The 15,703-nt window shown below is 72.6% G+C and carries 15 protein-coding genes and 2 pseudogenes; 14 read left to right on the top strand and 3 right to left on the bottom strand.

Annotated features, from left to right (window positions below):
• Positions 1-20 precede the first annotated feature (20 nt).
• The 5 genes from C5508_RS02905 (at position 21) to C5508_RS02885 (ending at position 5,798) form a co-directional block, all read left to right on the top strand.
• Positions 21-1,151 (top strand): FAD-dependent monooxygenase, encoded by a 1,131-nt coding sequence (locus tag C5508_RS02905; protein WP_104523449.1) that lies wholly within the window; start codon positions 21-23, stop codon positions 1,149-1,151.
• A 21-nt stretch (positions 1,152-1,172) separates the two neighbouring features.
• The gene (locus C5508_RS02900; protein ID WP_104523447.1) at positions 1,173-2,384 is read left to right on the top strand and encodes an FAD-dependent oxidoreductase; all 1,212 of its coding nucleotides are present in this window, start codon (positions 1,173-1,175) and stop codon (positions 2,382-2,384) included.
• A 197-nt stretch (positions 2,385-2,581) separates the two neighbouring features.
• Complete coding sequence (locus C5508_RS02895; protein ID WP_104523445.1) at positions 2,582-3,499, top strand: LysR family transcriptional regulator; 918 nt, start codon at positions 2,582-2,584, stop codon at positions 3,497-3,499.
• A 179-nt stretch (positions 3,500-3,678) separates the two neighbouring features.
• Positions 3,679-4,857: an FAD-dependent monooxygenase gene (locus C5508_RS02890; protein ID WP_104523517.1), complete on the top strand. Its 1,179-nt coding sequence runs from the start codon at positions 3,679-3,681 to the stop codon at positions 4,855-4,857.
• Positions 4,857-5,798 (top strand): quinone oxidoreductase family protein, encoded by a 942-nt coding sequence (locus C5508_RS02885; RefSeq protein ID WP_198597815.1) that lies wholly within the window; start codon positions 4,857-4,859, stop codon positions 5,796-5,798. The genes C5508_RS02890 and C5508_RS02885 overlap by 1 nt, the downstream gene beginning before the upstream one ends.
• Positions 5,799-6,060: 262 nt before the next feature.
• Here C5508_RS02885 and C5508_RS02880 read toward each other — a convergent pair whose 3' ends face one another.
• Positions 6,061-6,705, bottom strand: a complete 645-nt coding sequence (locus tag C5508_RS02880) for a TetR/AcrR family transcriptional regulator (RefSeq protein ID WP_104523443.1) — start codon at positions 6,703-6,705, stop codon at positions 6,061-6,063.
• A gap of 102 nt (positions 6,706-6,807) precedes the next feature.
• Between C5508_RS02880 and C5508_RS02875 the strand changes: the two genes are divergently transcribed.
• Together C5508_RS02875 and C5508_RS02870 are read left to right on the top strand one after the other, a co-directional pair.
• On the top strand, positions 6,808-8,019 hold the full coding sequence (locus tag C5508_RS02875; protein ID WP_104523441.1) for an FAD-dependent oxidoreductase: 1,212 nt from the start codon (positions 6,808-6,810) through the stop codon (positions 8,017-8,019).
• Between the two features lie 3 nt (positions 8,020-8,022).
• Positions 8,023-8,340, top strand: coding sequence for a putative quinol monooxygenase (locus tag C5508_RS02870; RefSeq protein ID WP_104523439.1), 318 nt, complete (start codon positions 8,023-8,025; stop codon positions 8,338-8,340).
• Positions 8,341-8,391: 51 nt separating this feature from the next.
• Here the strand turns inward: C5508_RS02870 and serA are convergent, their stop codons facing one another.
• Positions 8,392-9,588 (bottom strand): phosphoglycerate dehydrogenase, encoded by a 1,197-nt coding sequence (serA, locus tag C5508_RS02865; protein WP_104523437.1) that lies wholly within the window; start codon positions 9,586-9,588, stop codon positions 8,392-8,394.
• Positions 9,589-9,918: 330 nt separating this feature from the next.
• Here serA and C5508_RS20650 point away from each other — a divergent pair.
• The 7 genes and pseudogenes from C5508_RS20650 to C5508_RS02835 form a co-directional block, all read left to right on the top strand.
• Positions 9,919-10,149, top strand: a pseudogene (locus C5508_RS20650) (DUF2254 family protein); the annotation flags it as partial.
• A 193-nt stretch (positions 10,150-10,342) separates the two neighbouring features.
• A pseudogene (locus tag C5508_RS02855) lies at positions 10,343-11,077 on the top strand (DUF2254 family protein); the annotation flags it as partial.
• 203 nt (positions 11,078-11,280) lie between these two features.
• A complete protein-coding gene (locus tag C5508_RS02850; protein WP_104523433.1) occupies positions 11,281-11,958 on the top strand; it encodes a response regulator transcription factor in 678 nt (225 codons plus the stop codon).
• Entirely contained in the window at positions 11,955-13,424 is a 1,470-nt protein-coding gene (locus tag C5508_RS02845; protein WP_104523431.1) for a HAMP domain-containing sensor histidine kinase, read from the top strand. The genes C5508_RS02850 and C5508_RS02845 overlap by 4 nt, the downstream gene beginning before the upstream one ends.
• Positions 13,421-13,984 (top strand): GerMN domain-containing protein, encoded by a 564-nt coding sequence (locus C5508_RS02840; RefSeq protein ID WP_104523429.1) that lies wholly within the window; start codon positions 13,421-13,423, stop codon positions 13,982-13,984. The genes C5508_RS02845 and C5508_RS02840 overlap by 4 nt, the downstream gene beginning before the upstream one ends.
• 170 nt (positions 13,985-14,154) lie before the next feature.
• Positions 14,155-14,328 carry a hypothetical protein gene (locus C5508_RS19385; RefSeq protein WP_157943924.1) on the top strand — a complete coding sequence of 58 codons (174 nt, stop codon included), beginning with the start codon at positions 14,155-14,157 and terminating at the stop codon, positions 14,326-14,328.
• A complete protein-coding gene (locus C5508_RS02835; protein ID WP_104523427.1) occupies positions 14,300-15,337 on the top strand; it encodes an AI-2E family transporter in 1,038 nt (345 codons plus the stop codon). Before C5508_RS19385 ends, C5508_RS02835 begins: the two co-directional genes overlap by 29 nt.
• 54 nt (positions 15,338-15,391) lie before the next feature.
• Here the strand turns inward: C5508_RS02835 and C5508_RS19380 are convergent, their stop codons facing one another.
• Positions 15,392-15,535, bottom strand: coding sequence for a hypothetical protein (locus C5508_RS19380; RefSeq protein WP_157943920.1), 144 nt, complete (start codon positions 15,533-15,535; stop codon positions 15,392-15,394).
• Positions 15,536-15,703 lie beyond the last annotated feature (168 nt).

Raw genomic sequence — 15,703 nt, 5'->3', positions numbered from 1 at the left:
CCAGGACGAAGGAGTCCACCGTGCCTGCCGTGAACAACGTCCTCGTCGTCGGCGCCGGCGCCGCCGGAGCCACGACCGCCATCCTGCTCGCCGACGCCGGGGTCGCGGTCGACCTCGTGGAGATCAAGCCCGAGGTCTCCGCACTGGGCTCCGGGATCACCCTGCAGGGCAACGCGCTGCGGGTGCTGCGACAGCTGGGCGTGCTCGACGAATGCCTGGAGCACGGCTTCCCGTTCTCGGAGCTCGTCATCCGAGTGCCGGACCCGGCGGCCACGATCGTCGCCCGCGTGGACGACGTGCCGTTCGGTGGCGTGGACCTGCCGTCGACCATGGGGATGTACCGGCCCGAGCTGGCGAGGATCCTGATGGACCGCGCCGAGCGGGCGGGCGTGAAGGCCCGCTTCTCGACGACGATCGAGTCGCTGGACCAGGACGGCGACGGCGTCGACGTCACGTTCTCCGACGGCTCGTCGGGACGCTACGACGTCGTCGTCGGGGCCGACGGGCTGCGGTCGTGGACCCGCCGGATGCTCGAGATCCCGCTGGAGACCCGCTCGGTGGGCATGGGCGCCTTCCGCATGTTCGGGCCCAAGCCCGCCGACATCACCGAGTTCCACGCCATCTTCGGCGGGCCGTCGTACATGGCCCTGGTCTGCCCGACCTCCGAGACGACGGCCTACTGGTCGCTCGTCGAGGTCGCCCGGGACCGGACGACGCAGACCCCCGAGGAGCGGCTGGCCGACTTCCTCGAGCTCTCCCGCCCGTACCACGGGCCCTGGGACGAGGTCCGGGACGCCTTCACCGACCCGGCGAACCTCAACTACACGTGGTTCGAGCACCACCTGCTCGACGCGCCGTGGAACAGGGGGCGCGTCGTGCTGATCGGCGACGCGGTGCACGCCTGCCCACCGACCATCGCCCAGGGGGCGGCGATGGGGTTCGAGGACGCCGCCGTCCTCGCCGAGCTGCTGACCACCCGCGACCGGGTCGACGACGAGCTGTGGGACGCGTTCACCACCCGCCGCTTCGACCGCGTCACGACCGTCGTCGAAGCCTCCATGCAGATGGCGCAGTGGAACCTCGACCACGTGCAGGGCGACGTCCCCAGCGTCACCCGCCGCGTGGCGGCCGCCGTCAGCACCCCCGCCTGACCTTCGACGAAAGGGACGACGATGTCCACGAACACCCCCGGTCCACGAGGGCGGGTCGCCGTCCTGGGCGGCGGCCCGGCCGGCATGGCCACCGCACTGTCGCTCCACAAGGCCGGCCACGACGTGACCATCTTCGAGCGCTATCCGGAGGCCCGCCCCGCCGGGAACGTGCTCAACCTGTGGCCGCCCCCGCTCAAGGCGTTGCGCCTGATGGGCGTGGACACCGAGGACCTGGGGGCACCGTGCCAGACGGAGTTCCGCAGCAGCAAGGGCAGGGTGCGCGCCGTGGTCAGGTCCGCACCCGAGGTCGTGGAGCAGTACGGCAGAGGTGGCGGCTTCATCGGCCCGCTGCGGCCGGAGCTCTACGAGCGCATGCTGGCGGCGCTGCCGCCGGGGGTGCTCCGCACGAACCAGCTGGTCGAGCGAATCGAGCAGGACGACCGCGGGGTAACGCTGTACTTCGCCGATGGCACGATCCACGAGGCGGACGTGCTCGTCGGCGCCGACGGGATCAACTCACTCGTCCGCACGACGCTGTGGGGTGAGACGCCGATCCGCGAGCACCGGCTGCACACCATCGCTGGGTTCACCTTCGCCGACGACATCGACGGCGAGACGGGCATGTGCGTGATCAGCCACGGCCGCCGCGTCCAGGGCAGCTGGACCTCGATCCGCCACAAGGGCCGGAACGGCTACCAGTGGTGGGTGCTCGAGGCCACCGACCCCGAAGCGCCGGCGCCCCCAGACCTGCACGCCCGGGCCACGGAGCTCGGCCGGGAGTTCCTGCACCCCCTCCCCGACCTCATCGAGCGCACCGAGCCGGAGAACGTGCAGCGCTGGGTGCTCCGCGACCGCGGCTACCTCGACCAGTGGTCGAAGGGGCGGATCACGCTCGCGGGCGATGCAGCGCATGCCACGTCGCCGTATGCCGCCTACGGCGCCGGCATGTCGATCGAGGACGGCTGGTTTATCGGCCGTGCGCTGCAAGGGGTCGATCTGACCGATCTCGCGGCCGTGCGTCGGGCTCTGCAGGCGTACGAAGAGCCCCGGAAGCCGCACGTGAACTTCCAGGTGAAGATGGCCTACGAGAACGGGCAGCGGTTCCACCACGCACCCCGGCTCCTGGAGCCGATCCGGGACCTCGTCTTCGACCACACCCCCTTCCTGCAGAAGGTCGTCGGCGACACGAACCCCACGGAGATCAACAAGCAGCTCACCCTGATCACCGACTGATGGCGCTTCCCGGGCCTGTCAGTCTCTGGCAGGTTCGGGGCCGGTAGCGGCCGACACACCGCTCGCATGCCTTCCCGGGCCTGCCAGTGGCCTGCGCCCCTCACCGCTGTGACGCGGGCTCACGGCCGCTCGACGGAGAGCAGCCACCGGCGGGTGACAGTCTGTCCCGCCACATCGATTGAGTCGATACTGCAGCGGTGGACCTGGCTCGCCTCGATCTGAACCTGCTCGTCGCGCTGGACGCGCTGCTGCAGCAGCGCAGCGTCAGCAAGGCCGCGGTGCAGACCGGTGTCGGTCAGCCGGCGATGTCGTCCTCGCTCGCCCGCCTGCGTCGGCACTTCGGTGACGACCTGCTGGCCCGCGTGGGGAACGAGTACCACCTGACGCCTCTCGCGCTGGAGCTCCGAGAGCGCGCGCGGATGGCGCGGGTAGGGCTCGAGCGGGTGTTCGGCGCCCACGATGAGTTCGACCCGGCATCCTCGGATCGTGAGTTCACCCTGCAGGTCAGCGACTACGGGGAAGCGGTGCTCGGCTCCCCCGTCGCCGATCTGCTTGCCGATGCCGCGCCCAGGGCACGGCTGCGCCTCGTGGCCAACACGGCGCGCCCCCTGGACTCGTCCGACCCGACACTGCTGGGCACCGACCTGGTGGTCATGCCGCACGGCTTCGTGACCGACCTGAGGCACGAGGACCTGTACCGCGACGAGTGGGTCTGCCTCGTCTCCACGGCGAACACCGCGGTCGGTGATGCGCTCACCCTCGACCAGTTGCGCGCGCTGCCGTGGGTGGTCACCTTCCACAGCTCGGCGGGGACGACGCAGGGCATGGCCGCCCTGCGGCTGATCGGGGTCGAGCCGGACGTACGGGTCGTCACCGAGCACTTCCTGGGCGTGCACGGGCACGTCGCCGGCAGTCAGCGGATCGCTCTGATGCAGCGCCGACTGGTCGACATCCTGCCGCCGCGCGACGACGTCCGGGTACTGCCCTGTCCGTTCTCGGCCGGCGTCCTGACGGTGGCGATGTGGTGGCACCCGGTCCACGACGACGACCCGGCCCACGCGTGGTTTCGGGCCCTCGTCCGGCGCGCCTCCCGCACGCTCGAGCCGCTCCCCTGAGCCGCTCGGCATATCGATTCGATCGATATGCGCCCTCGCCAATCGTGTGTTCCCGGCAGCAGTCGCCGTCCATACCGTGACCGGCATCACCACGGCGGGCCCTCGCCCGCGCCGCTCGAGGAGGACTCCATGGCTGATGTGCTGACCAGTGCCACCCCCGGCGCCGGGCTGTGCCGCTGATGGCCGCCGTTCACAGGGTCCTGATCCAGGGCGGGGGGGTCGGTGGCCTGACGCTCGCCGCTGCGCTCGGCCAGCGTGGCATCGAGGTCGATGTCGTGGAGGCCTCCGGGCCGGACGCGGTCCTCGGCGTCGGGCTCAGCCAACCGAACAACGCCTTGGCCGCTCTGGACGAGATCGGTGTCCGCGACGCCTGCCTCGAGGTCGGCTTCCCCTTCGAGCCGCTCGCCATCTGGAACCCGGCGGGAGTGCAGGTCGCGGCGATCCCGCCGGCGGACGGGCGCTACGGCAAGCCGTCCAACAACGCGATCGGCCGTCCCGTCTACAACCGCATCCTTCGCGACGCCGCTGAGAAGGCCGGTGCCCGCATCCGCACCGGGGCCACCGTGTGGGACATGACGGAGGACGCCGACGGCGTCGAGGTCGAACTGGCCACCTGGACCGGCAAGCGCACCCCGCCCGTCCGCGACCTGGGCACCGCCAGCAACCGCTACGACCTGGTGGTCGGCTTCGACGGTCTCAACTCGAGAATCCGCGAACACCTGTTCGGGGACCGGTACACACCGGTTTACACCGGGTCCGCCTGCTGGCGAGTCACCATGCCGCGCCCGGCCGACCTCACCCACATCGCCTTCGCCATCAGCGGTCCTGCCAAGGCGGTGCTCACGCCGATCAGCGATGCGCAGATGTACGTCGGGCTCGTCACCCCCGAGCCGGGGAACCCCAGGTTCGACTCCGCCGACTTCGTGCGACTGGTGAAGGAGCGCATGCAGGGCTTCTCCGGCCGGATCGGCGAGATGCGCGACAACATCACCGAGGACAGCTACGTCAGCTACGCGCCGCTGTACCACGTGACCGTCCGGGAACCCTGGTTCCGCGGCCGGATCGCGATCGCCGGCGACGCGGCACACACGAGTACCCCGCACATGGCTCAGGGCGCCGCCATGGCCGTGGAGGACGCTGTAACCCTTGCCGCAGCCCTCGACGAGCACCAGACGCTCGACCGAGCGCTGGACTCCTGGTTCCACCGTCGGCGTGACCGTGCCCTGTTCGTCGCCGACATGTCGCTGGCGCTGCTCAAGCAGGAGTCCGGCGGGGACGACCTGACCCCCGACGAGGCCGAGCTGCTGGAGCTCGGCATCCCGGGCGCCCAGGCCCGCATCGCTCAGGAGGCCTACTGATGCGCGCCTACGTGCTCCCGGCCGAGGGAGCCGCACCGGCCTTCGCCGAGATCGAGGTTCCAGAGCCGGCCGACGACGAGGTCCAGGTGCGGGTGACGGCGTCGTCCGTGAACCCGCACGACGTGATGGTCGCCAGCGGCGCCGCCGCCCGCTACATGACCTACCGCTACCCCGTCGTGCTCGGCAGCGACGTCGCCGGCGTCGTGGAGGCTGTCGGTGATGGCGTCCACGACCTCACCCCTGGCCAACGGGTCTTCGGCCTGGTCCGGGAGCTCGTCGCGGCGCGCGGCTCGTTCGGCGAACTGGTCGCCGTCCCGCGCGACTGGTTGGCGGCGGTTCCCGACGGCGTGACGGAGGCAGCTGCCGGGGCGCTCGGGCTGGCTGCGCTGACCGCCCTGCGCTGCGTCGAGGCCATCGCTCCCACGACCGACGAGGTCGTCCTGGTCAACGGCGCCACCGGAGGCGTCGGCAGCTACGCCGTGCAGATGCTGGTGGCCAGGGGCGCGACGGTGGTGGCCACCGCCCGGCCGGGCGAGGAGGAGAAGCACGTCCGGGACATGGGTGCGACCGAAGTCGTGGACTGGTCGACCGGCGACCTCGCTGAGCGGGTCCGCTCGATGCAACCCGCCGGCGTCGCCGCGGTGATCGACCTCGTGAACCGCGACCGCGGCGTCCTCACGGCCCTCGCCGCCGGCGTACTGGCACCCGGCGGCAGGGTGGCGTCGACCGGGCACGCGGCCGACGCGGACGCGCTGTCCGGCTTCCGGACGGTCAACGTCCGGGCCGAGGCGGACCGGGCCGCGATGGCCCTCCTCGGGGAACTCGCCGGCAGCGGCCGGCTGCGAGCTCCGGTCACCCGGACGTTCCGCATGGACGAGATCGACAGCGCCTTCGCCGCCCTGCGCGACGGCGCCCTGGGGAAGATTGCCGTCCGGATCTGACCTGGCTGTCAGGCGGGCGGCGGGTGAGCTGCGCGATCCGGCCCATGAGCGCTCGACCGCCTCGTGGTCGGCATCGACCTGCTGGTCCTCGTGCACGGGCGCCTGGCCGGTGACCCGACGGCGGCGAACTCCAGGGGGTCGACCCCCCCCCCGTCCAGCTCTCGCCCCTCACCGAGACGGCCTGGCCACACCCCGTCCGGCATCTCGATCCCGGGCAACGCTGGTTTCTCGACGTAGTCACCGAGGTGGGCGCCGCCCTGGATCAGTCGACGACGTCTGCCAGCAGGTAGCGCGCCGCCGTCTCGCCGAGGTCGGCGACGAAGCGCTCGTCGTCGACCGGCGTCGGTGTCGCGAACCCGGGCCCGTACGCCACCCGGATGATCGACGCGGCGAAGACCGTGCCGAAGCACGAACGGACGGCCGCCTCGGGGTCGGGATGGCCGATCACGTCCCGGGCGGCCAGCACCACCTGGACGAAGCCCTCGCCCAGCTCCTGGCTGTAGCGCGATCCCCGGCGCCGCACCTCAGGGTGGACGGCCGAGACCAGCACGACGGCCCGCAGGAACGGTGCATGGCGGAAGGAGATCCCGACCATCTCGGCCACCGCGGCCCGCACCAGCTCGGCCGGAGGCAGGCCGGCCCACCGGGTGTCGTCGGCGAAGACGGCCTGCTCGTCGCGCAGCCGCCCGACACCGTGCTCGTAGACGGCCAGGAAGAGCGCGTCCTTGCTGGTGGTGCGGGCGTAGATCGCGGTCGGCGCGACCCTCGCCCGGTCGCACACCGCCGCGATGGTGAAGGAGTCGGAGCCGCCCTCCTCCAGCACGGCCACGCCTGCGTCGAGCACCCGGTTCCAGGCCTCCCGGCTCCGCTGCTGCTTGGGCGGGCGCACCTCGAGCTCGGCATCCATGCGGTCATCCTTCCCGACCCTTGACAGAACAGTGACGAGCGCTACAGTCCCGCGCTAACTGTAGCGCTCGCTACGGTTTGCGCGATCACACCGAGGTGCTCGATGACCCCTTCCTCACCCTCCCCCCGCGGCCGCGGCCGCGTCGCCGTCCTGGGCGCCGGCCCGGCCGGCATGGCCGCCGCTCTCGGCGCCCTCAAGGCCGGACACGACGTCGTCGTCTACGAGCGGTACCGGGAGGCCCGCCCCGCGGGCAACATCCTCAACCTGTGGCCGCCGCCGCTGAAGGCCCTGCGGGCACTCGGTGTCGACACCGACGACCTGGGCGCCCCCACGCACTCCGAGTTCCGCAACGTCCGGGGCAAGGTGCGCGTCGACGTCAAGCTCGACGAGGACGTCCAGCGGGAGTTCGGCGGTGGCTTCATCGGCCTGCTGCGCCCGCAGCTCTACCAGCGCATGCTCGCCGCGATCCCCGACGGCCTGATCCGGTTCAACTCCCAGGTCGACCGCATCGAGCAGGACGACCGCGCCGTCACCCTGCACTTCGCCGACGGCACCACCGCCGAGCACGACGTGCTGGTCGGGGCCGACGGCATCGACTCGCTGGTCCGCCGCACGCTCTGGGGCGAGGCACCCAAACGCGAGCACCGGCTGCACATCTTCGGCGGGTTCACCTTCGCCGAGGTGGACGGCACGATCCCGAACAAGTGCGTGCTCACCCACAGCCGGACGACGCAGGGCAGCTGGACCTCCATCCGGCACGACGGCCGCGACGGCCACCAGTGGTGGGTCCTGACCGCGACCGACCCGGACGCGCCGGCACCGACCGACCTCAAGGCGACGGCCACCGCTCTCGGGGCCGAGTTCCCCGCGCCGCTGCCCGGCCTGATCGCCGCGACCGAGGCGCAGAACGTGCAGCGCTGGGTGCTGCGGGACCGGCCGGCGCTGGAGCAGTGGTCGAAGGGCCGCGCCACCCTCGTCGGCGACGCCGCACATCCGACGTCGCCCTACGCCGCCTACGGGGCGGGCATGTCGATCGAGGACGGCTACTTCCTGGGCGTCGCGCTGCGCGGGGTCGACCTCACCGATGCCGCCGCGGTCGCCCGGGCGCTGCAGTCCTACGAGGAGCCCCGCAAGCCGCACACGGCCAAGCAGGTGCAGATGGCGTGGATGCTCGGCAAGGTCTTCCACCACGCGCCGGCGCCGCTCCGGCCGCTCCGCGACTTCGTCTTCGACCACACGCCGTTCCTGCAGAAGATGGCCGGCGACTCCAACCCTCGCGAGATCAACAAGCAGCTCGCCCTGATCGAGGGCTGATCCGTGCTCATCGTGATCGGCAGCGCCACCGCCGCACCCGGCTCCCGCGACGCACTGATCGCCGCGGCGCAGGCGGTCGCCGCGGCCACCCGTGCCGATCGGGGCTGCCTGGCCTACTCCTTCGCCCAGGACGTCGAGAACCCCGACCGCATCCTGAGCATCGAGACGTGGGCCGACCAGGCCGCGCTCGACGCGCACATGGAGCACGACCACACGCGCGAGTTCCTCGCCCGTGCACCGGCGCTCGTGACCGGGCAGCCGGTCATGGCCTTCCACCAGGTCCACGACCAGCCGCCTGGTCCCGAGCGCCCGCAGCCCTGACGGGACGCCGCGGGTCGGGAGCGAGGCGGCCGGCGCCCGGCGCCGGCCGCCTCAGCCGAACGTGGACAGGCGAACCGTCTCGGGCAGCTCCCGCAGCGCCGCCAGCAGCGCCGGCGGGAGGTCGGCGTTGACGTCGGTGACGACGTAGCCGAACTGACCACGGGTGACGAGGATCTGCCCGTCCACGTTCAGCCCGGACTCCCCCACCAGCGCGTCCACCCGCGCCAGGACGCCCGGCACGTTGTGGTGCAGCAGCCCGAACCGGGCCGCCGACGACCCGTGGAGGACCACCGCGGGCAGGTTGACGCTGAGCGTCGTCGTCCCGGTGCGCGTGTAGTCCGCGAGCTTTCCCGCGACGAAGCGCCCGATGTCGTACTGCGCCTCCTGGGTCGAGCCACCCACGTGCGGGGTGAGGATCACGTTGGGCAGCCCGCGGAGCACCGACTCGAACGCGTCGCCCTGCTCCCGCGGTTCCTCGGGGAACACGTCGACGGCCGCGCCGGCGAGATGGCCGCTGAGGATGTTGTCGCGCAGCGCCTCGTGGTCGACGACGAAGCCGCGGGACAGGTTGAGGAACAGGCTGCGCGGGCGCATCTTGGCGAACTGCTCGGCGCCGAACATGCCGGCGTTGCCGCCGCGGCCGTCGACGTGCAGCGAGACCGTCTCCGCGCGCTCCAGCAGCTCGTCGAGGGTGTCGCAGCGCTGCGCGTTGCCCAGCGCCAGCTTGTCCTCGAGGTCGTAGTAGACGACCCGCATGCCCAGCGCCTCGGCGAGCACCGACAGCTGGCTGCCGATGTTGCCGTAGCCGACGATGCCGAGCGTCCGTCCCCGGATCTCGTGGCTCCCGGACGCCGACTTGTCCCACGTCCCGGCGTGCAGCGCCCGGTCGCGGTCGCTCAGCCGCCGGGCCAGGCTGATGATCTCCGCGATCGCCAGCTCCACGACGCTGCGGGTGTTGGAGAAGGGCGCGTTGAACACCGCCACCCCTGCGGCGGTCGCCGCCGCCAGGTCGATCTGGTTGGTGCCGATGCAGAAGGCGCCCACCGCGTCGAGGCCAGGCCTGTTCTCCAGCACCTTCGCCGTCACCCGGGTCTTCGACCGGATACCCAGCACCTGGACGCCCTCGAGCGCCTCGATCAGGTCGGTCTCGTCGAGCGCTCCGCGCACCGACTCCACCTCGTAGCCGGCCGCCGACAGCAGCTCGACCGCCACGGGGTCGATGTTCTCGAGCAGCAGAGCTCTGGGCATGTGCGCGGCCTCCTGGTGCAGCGTCGCTGCGGATACGAGCAGCCACCACTATGGCGCAGGCCCTTCCGGCACTCGGACCTCGGCCCGCAGCTCAGGATCTCAGCCGCCCCCAGGGAGCGCGGCGGGGCGGGTGATCAGCCGGAGCCGCCCGGTGCCCCGCTGCGCATCCGGATCGGCGCATGACGATCCCGGGGCGGCCCGGCCGAGGACGCCGGGTCGTGGCTGACTGACCGTCATGCACCTCGCGCGACGTCCCGGGCGGGCGTGGCCGTCGGGGTCCTCCGGCGCGCCCGGGCGCGGGTGGCCGGCTCGCTGTGGCCCCTCCCCGTGATGGCGATCGTGGTCGCCATCGGGCTGGGAATCGGCCTGCCTGCTCTCGACGGAGTGCTCCAGCAGGCCGGCGGGCAGCATCCGCTGACGCTGGTGTTCGGCGGCGGCTCCTCTGCCGCCCGAGACGTCCTGGCCGCGATCGCCGGTTCGCTGATCTCGGTCACCGGGCTGACGTTCTCGTTCACCGTCGTCGCGCTCCAGCCGAGCAGCAGCCAGCACTCCCCCCGCCTCCTGCAGACCTTCGTCACCGACCGGGTCGTGCAGGCGACGCTCGCCCTGCTGGTCGGGGTGCTGTTCCTCGGCCACCTCGCGCGATCGCCGCGGGTGGAGACCATGCTGCGCGACGTCTCCGCCGAGGCCCGCGCCACGTTCGCGCGCGCTCCCCGACAACGAGGTCCACGGGCCCCCGGCCCCGCCTTCGGCGCCGACCGGGCCCGTCGTCCCGCTCCCGGCCGGCGGCAGCGGCTTCCTCACCGACGTGGACGGCGACCGCATAGCGGCGGTCGCCGAGGAGGCACACGCGGTGGTGCTGCTCGAACCGCGGATCGGCGACTCCGTCGTCGCGGGTACCCCGGTCGCCCACGTCGGGCCGAGCGACCCGGGGCGGGCACCCGACCTCGCCGCGGTGCAGCGGGCCCTCGACGAGGGGCTGCGCCTCCAGTTCGAGCGCACCCCGCACCGCGACGTCGCCTACAGCCTGCGCAAGGTCGTCGACATCGGCGTGCGGGCACTCTCGCCGGGGACGAACGACCCCACGACGGCGGTGCACGCCCTGTCGCACATCTCCGCGCTGCTCGGTGAGCTCGCCTGCCGGCCGCTCGGACCGCTGCTCGGCCGCGACGGCCGCGGTGTCGTCCGACTGGTCGCCCGCCAGTGGGAACTGGCCGACCTCGTGCGCCTCGGCCTCGAGGAACCGGTGCAGTTCGGCGAGGGGCAGCCGGCGGTGCTGCGCCGCCTGGCCGGCCTGCTGCGGGAGCTCGCCTGGCGGGCACCGGCCGGCGTCCTCGACGAGGACCTGCGCCGGTACCTCGACCGCGTCGTGGACCTCGCCGAGCGCTCCACCACCGTGGCGCCGGCGGAGATCAGCCGGTGGCGGCAGCAGCTGGGCGACGCGCTGACCGGTCGGTGGGAGGCGCCCGCCGCACCGCACCTCCGCTGACCCACGGGAGCCAACCGCCCGGTGGCGTCACCGGACCCTCATCCGGGGCCTCCCGCCCGGGCGGACCACCATGACGGTTACGCGACATCCGGCGGCGGCCCGCATGCTCGGGCGGCAGCCGGGTCAGGATCCGACGGCGCCGGTCGACCCCGGCGGGCCGGGCGCCTGGTGCGAGGAGGGGCGGCATGGGCAGACTTCGTGACGTGCCCCGTTCCGTGCTCATCATCGAAGACGATCCCCGCATCCGCCGGATCCTCCAGATGACCCTGCAGCGGGAAGGGCTGGATGTGACCGAGGCCGCCAGCGGCGAGTCCGGGCTCGAGCAGCTCGGCGAGCGGGAGTTCGACGTCGTCCTGCTGGACCTGATGCTGCCCGGCAAGGACGGCTTCGAGGTGTGCCGCGAGGTCCGGCGCACTTCCAACGTGCCGATCATCATGGTGACCGCCCGGTCCGACAGCCACGACGTCGTCGCGGGTCTCGAGGCCGGCGCCGACGACTACGTCTCCAAGCCCTTCGTGGCCAAGGAGCTGTCCGCGCGGATCCGGGCCCTCGCCCGCCGCACCCGCGTCCCCGAGCCCCGGGCGCGCATCACCGTCGGAGATCTCGAGATCGCCCCTCAGGACGGCACGGTGATGCGCAACGGCGAGGCGGTGAACCTGACCCGCACGGAGTTCCGCCTGCTGTGCGAGCTCGCCGAGGAGCCCGGCCGCGTGCTCAGCCGCGAGGAGCTCCTGGAACGCGTCTGGGGCTACGACTACTTCGGCGATTCACGGCTGGTCGACGTGCACGTGCGGCGGCTGCGCAAGAAGGTCGAGATCGATCCGGGGCAGCCGACGGTGGTGACCACCGTGCGGGGCATGGGCTACCGCATCCCGGCGTGACGGCGACGCGGCCCCGCGCGGAGATCCCGCCCTCGCCGGCCGCCGAGCCGGCCCGCGACCACGTGGGGCGCGGGCGCCGGACGCCGTTCGGGCCCGTCCGGACGCTCCGGGGTCGGGCGACCCTGGCCTTCACCGCGGTCACCACGGTGCTCTCCGGCGTCCTCGCGGTGGCGGTCTGGGTCGCGGTCTCCCAGTACCTGCTCGTGCAGCGCGAACGCACGACGCTCGTGCAGGCCGCGGACAACGCGGCACAGGTGCAGCGGGCGCTGGGCACCGAGGGGTTGACGGTTCCCCAGCTCCTCGCGCAGCTCCCGCGGGAAACCGGCTCGGTCTCCCTCTACGTGGACGACGGCGAGTGGGTGACCACGTCGCTGCTGATCGGTCGCGACGACCTGCCCGACGGCCTGGCCGACGAGGTGCTGGCGGGCACCCCCGCCCGGCAGCGGATCACGGTCGGGGACGCCACCGTGATGGCCGTCGGCATCCCCCTGGTCGGGCTCGACGAGGCCTACTTCGAGATCTTCCCGCTCGAGGAGCTGGACAACACCTACCGAGTCCTCGGCACCGTGCTCACGCTCTCGGTGGCCGGACTCGTCCCGCTCCTGCTCCCGGTCGGCTGGTGGGTCACCGGCCCAGCGCTGCGCCCGCTGCACCGCATCTCCTCGGCCGCCGAGTCCATCGCAGCAGGCGACCTGACCACCCGCATCGACCCTCGTGGCGACCCCTCGCTCGTACCGATCGCCTCCTCGTTCAACCGCACGGTCGCCGCGCTGGAGGCCCGCGTCCGCACAGATGCGCGGTTCGCTGCCGACGTCAGCCACGAGCTGAGGAGCCCGCTGACCGCGATGCTCGGGGCCCTGGAACTCGTGGAGACGACCGCGGAGGACCTGCCGCCGGAGGGCAGTGAAGCGCTGGACATGCTGCGCGCCGAGCTGCACCGGTTCGAGCGGCTCGTCGCCGACCTGCTGGAGATCTCCCGGGCCGACGCGGGCAACGCCGACCTCGTCGTCGAGGAGGTGCGGCTGGCCGCCCTCGTCGAGGAGGCGCTGTCGCGACGCCGGCTCCTCGGCCGGGGCGCGGAGCGGCTCAGCGTGACGTCCGAGGCCGCCGAGGTGGTGATCCACGCCGACAAGCGGCGGCTCGAGCGGGTGCTGGGCAATCTCATGGACAACGCCGACAAGCACGGCGGTGGGCTCACGGCGATCACCGTCGCCCGCGGTGCGGACACCGCCTGCGTCCTCGTCGACGACGACGGCCCCGGGGTGCCTCCCGGGGAGCGGGAACGGGTCTTCGACCGCTTCGCCCGCGGCGCGGGGGGCATCCGCACCCGGACCGAGGGCGCCGGCCTGGGTCTGGCCCTGGTGGCCCGCCACGTGCACGCCATGGGCGGCACCGTGACCGTGGGCGAGAGCCCGTCGGGCGGTGCACGGTTCGGCGTCGAGCTCCCGATCCGTCCGGTGCCGTGAGCCGGCGCGAGGCGCTTCTCGGTGCGCTGCTGGCCCTCTCCGCGGCGGTGACCGGCGGGTGCGGAGTACCTGCGCAGGACCGTCCGGAAACGGTCCCCACGGCGGCCGGACCGGCGTTCGAGCCCAGCACCGGCACCTCGTCCTCCGGACCCGGCCTCACCGTGTACTTCGTGCGCGGCGCCGAGCTGGCGCCGACGGAGCGGCGGACCCCGGCGCCGACGGCAGGCGTCGCCCTGGACCTGCTCCTCGAGGGGCCCACGCGGATCGAGGCGGCGGACGGTGTCCGGACCGCCCTGGCGCCCGAGGTGGTCGGAGCCGAGGAGGATTCCCCCGACGGGACGGCGACGGTCTCGCTCGCCCGCGGCTTCACCGGGCTGACCGGTGGGAACCAGCTGCTGGCGGTGGCCCAGGTCGTGTGGACGCTGACCGAGCTGCCCTCGGTCACCGACGTGCGGTTCACGGTCGAGGGTTCCCCCATCGAGGTTCCGACCGACAGTGGCCTGACCGCCCGACCGGTGGACCGGGAGGACTACGCCTCGGTCGCTCCGCAGGGGAGCTGAGCGTCCGCAGGGAGCGGGCGGGCTCCTGCGCTGTTCATGCACCCGTCACCGTCGGGGCGGCGCGGATGACGAATCCGCGACGGTCCGCCGGAGGACGGGCGCCGCTGTCCCCGTCCGGGCACGCCCCGGGCACCGCGGGGACGCCCCGGCCCGATCCGGGGTGGAGACCGATGACCCTGCGCACGACGGTGGCCGACGACCTGGCCGGCGGCACCGACCAGCCGCGCGGGACGTCCGGCGTGCCCGCCTGGGCGCTGCGGGCGCTGACCGTGAGCGGAGCGGTTCTGGGGACCGCCGCAACCGCGTGGCTGGCCTGTGGGTGCTCACCCGGGCGCCGCTCCTGACCGTTCCCCTCGCGGTGGCGGTGCTCCTGGCCGCGCTGCTCGCGCCGATCGCCCGACGGTTGCGCGACCTCGGGGTGCCGCGTGCGGGCGCCGCCCTCCTCTGCGTGCTCCTTCCCTGGGGTTCCTCGGCGGTGTGGGGCTGCTCGTCGGGTTCCGCGCGGCCGGCACGATCCAGGAGCTCGCGCTTCCCCTGGCCGCGGGCATCGATCGCATCCGGACCTGGCTCATCGACGGACCGCTGGGGCTCGATCCCCTGCGGATCACCCAACTGCAGAACACGGCCGTGGAGGCGGTGTACGGACTGACGCCTGGACCGGTGTCCGCGGCCCGGGCGGCGCTGCACGCGCTGGCCGCCGTCGTCCTCGCGACATTCGCCACGTTCTTCCTGCTCAAGGACGGCGCCGCCATGTGGGCGTGGGTGGTGCGGCGCCTGCCCGGACGGCGGCGGGACCAGCTGGACGGCGCCGGGCGGTCCGCCTGGACGTCCCTGTCGCACTACGCACGGGGGATCGTGGTGGTCGCCCTCATCGACGCGGCCGGCATCGGGCTGGCCCTGCTTGCCCTCGGCGTCCCGCTCTGGGTGTCGCTGACCGTCCTCACCTTCGTCGGGGCCTTCGTCCCGCTGTTCGGTGCCACGGTCAGCGGCGCGGTCGCGGTGCTCGTGACCCTGGTGACCAACGGACCGACCGACGCACTCGTCGTGCTCGTGGTGGTCGTCGTGGTGCAGCAGGTCGAGGGCAACGTGCTGCACCCGCTGATCGTGGGCCGCGCCGTGGACCTCCACCCGCTCGTGGTCCTCGTCGTCGTCACGGCCGGAGCGCTGCTCTGGGGCCTGGCCGGGGCGCTCCTGGCCGTTCCGGTGACCGCGGCCGGCTACCAGGTCACCGAGCACCTGCGCACGCACCCTCTGCCGGGCCCGGCTCCCTCCCCGAGTACGGAGCCCTCCCCACCGGAACAACCGGACGTCTCCGCAGCACCACGGGTGTCGCCGGCTGCCGGAACGGGCTGACGGCCGGGAGCGGCCCCCGGTCGAGGCGGTCCCAGGAAGCCGTCCGCGGGGCCGTCACCCGGCCGGGACCCGTCGGCCCCCGCGGCCCGCCCGCCGCCCCGGGGGCGCGGGCACGGCGCTCAGGCGGTCGTCGAGCAGTTCGTCGATGCGACGGGCACGGGCCTCCACGGCGAGGACCAGCACCTGTGTCTTATACACATCCGAAGCTGCCGACGGAGAGGATAGTGTAGTACTCGGAGGTTCCCGTACCAAGTGATGCTAACGAGCACTAGATGATGTAGACGTACAACGTGCTAACTAAATAATTAATCTAGAGCATAATAATAGCGACATAGACAATCAAATGTATATAAACTACTATACAGA

This window comes from Blastococcus atacamensis, from assembly GCF_002938425.1.
Classification (GTDB): Bacteria; Actinomycetota; Actinomycetes; order Mycobacteriales; family Geodermatophilaceae; genus Blastococcus; species Blastococcus atacamensis.
The sequence above is the reverse complement of the archived record's forward strand: the minus strand, read 5'-3'. Positions and strand labels throughout refer to the sequence as shown.